The organism is Sphingomonas sp., assembly GCF_036677245.1.
Taxonomy (GTDB): Bacteria; Pseudomonadota; Alphaproteobacteria; order Sphingomonadales; family Sphingomonadaceae; genus Allosphingosinicella.
Genome location: NZ_JAKFCG010000015.1, coordinates 1 through 1,676 on the forward strand (window position 1 = coordinate 1; position 1,676 = coordinate 1,676).

Here is a 1,676-nt window from a genome sequence, read left to right on the forward strand (position 1 = left end):
AAACGAGCCCTTCGAGTTTGCCCTGCGCCGCTTCAAGCGCACCTGCGAGAAGGCCGGCGTCCTCGCCGAAACCCGCAAGCGCGAGTTCTACGAGAAGCCGACCCAGGAGCGCAAGCGCAAGGCTGCCGCCGCGGTCAAGCGCCAGGCCCGCCGCAGCTCGCGCGACGTCACCAAGCGCCAGCGGCTGTACTGATCGCACTGAATTGATGGATCCGGCGGGCGCCAGCCCGTCCGCGATCGTCGCCGAAGCCGGCCGTGCGCAAGCGCCGCCGGCTTTTTGCTTTTCTGCAGCGCGGCCCCCGCCGTGCGGCTGTCCAACCATCCAACACCCACGCAGCCGATCACTTCGCGCTGCATGGAACCGGAGATCGCCATGAGCCTCAAGACCCAGCTCACCGAAGACATGAAGACCGCGATGAAGGCCGGCGAGAAGGATCGCCTCGGCGTCATCCGCCTGATCAATGCCGCCATCAAGCAGCGCGAGGTCGATGAGCGCATCGAGATCACCGATGCGGTGGTGCTGGCCGTACTCGAGAAAATGGTCAAGCAGCGCAAGGACTCGATCACGCAGTACGAAGCCGCCGCGCGCGAGGACCTCGCCGCGATCGAACGCTACGAACTCGGCGTGATCGACGCCTACCTGCCGGCCAAGCTCGGCGAGGCGGAGGTGCTTGCCGCGATCGATGCCGCCATCGCCGAGACCGGCGCGACGGGCCCGGCCGACATCGGCAAGCTGATGGGCGTGCTCAAGCCGAAGCTCGCCGGCCAGGCCGACATGGGCCAGGTGTCGGCACTGGTCAAGCAGAAGCTCGCAGGCTGAGGCCGGCTCCAGCATGATCGCCACCTCGCAACCAGGCGTGCGCCTGCGCTTCGCGCAACGCCAGGACGCCGCACTGGTGCTGTCCTTCATCCGCGAACTGGCCGAGTTCGAACAACTCGCGCACCAGGTCGTCGCCAATGAAGACACGCTCGCCGACAGCCTGTTCGGCGAGCATCCCGCGGCGGAAGTGGTGATCGCCGAAGTCGACGGCGAGCCCGCCGCCTTCGCGCTGTTCTTCCACAACTATTCGACGTTCCTCGGTCGCCGCGGCTTGTACCTCGAAGACCTGTTCGTGCGCCCGCGCTTCCGCGGCGAAGGCCTCGGCCGGCTGTTGATGACCTTCCTGGCCCGGCTTGCGCTCGAGCGCGGATGCGGCCGATTCGAGTGGTGGGTGCTGGACTGGAACACGGACGCACTCGGCTTCTACCGCGACCTCGGCGCCACTGGCATGGACGATTGGACCGTGCAGCGCATCAGCGGCGACGCCCTGCAGCGGCTGGCCGCGCAGTTCGACAGCGCGACCCACTGATCTCCAGGCGTCTGGTGGCATCCTAGCCGCATGGCCCGCATCCCCGACGCCTTCATCGACGACTTGCTCGCCCGCTCCGACATCGTCGAAGTGGTCGGCTCGCGCGTGCCGTTGAAGCGACAGGGCAAGGAATACGCGGCGCGTTGCCCGTTCCATGACGAGCGCTCGGCGTCGTTCACGGTGTCGCCGACCAAGCAGTTCTATCACTGCTTCGGCTGCGGCGCGCACGGCACGGCGATCTCGTTCCTGATGAACTACGACCGGCTCGAGTTCCTCGATGCCGTCGACGAACTCGCCAAGCGCGTCGGCATGGAAGTGCCGCGCGAC

General features: G+C 67.1%; 4 protein-coding genes. All 4 read left to right on the forward strand.

What is annotated here, in order from left to right; all coding sequences use genetic code 11:
• On the forward strand, window positions 1-193 hold a 193-nt coding region (rpsU, locus tag V6M48_RS01885), incomplete at its 5' end, for a 30S ribosomal protein S21 (RefSeq protein ID WP_332810827.1).
• A gap of 180 nt (window positions 194-373) precedes the next feature.
• Window positions 374-820, forward strand: coding sequence for a GatB/YqeY domain-containing protein (locus V6M48_RS01890; RefSeq protein WP_332810828.1), 447 nt, complete (start codon window positions 374-376; stop codon window positions 818-820).
• 13 nt (window positions 821-833) lie between these two features.
• On the forward strand, window positions 834-1,349 hold the full coding sequence (locus tag V6M48_RS01895) for a GNAT family N-acetyltransferase (RefSeq protein WP_332810829.1): 516 nt from the start codon (window positions 834-836) through the stop codon (window positions 1,347-1,349).
• 30 nt (window positions 1,350-1,379) lie between these two features.
• Window positions 1,380-1,676: CHC2 zinc finger domain-containing protein (locus V6M48_RS01900; RefSeq protein WP_332810830.1), on the forward strand; the 297-nt coding region annotated here is incomplete at its 3' end.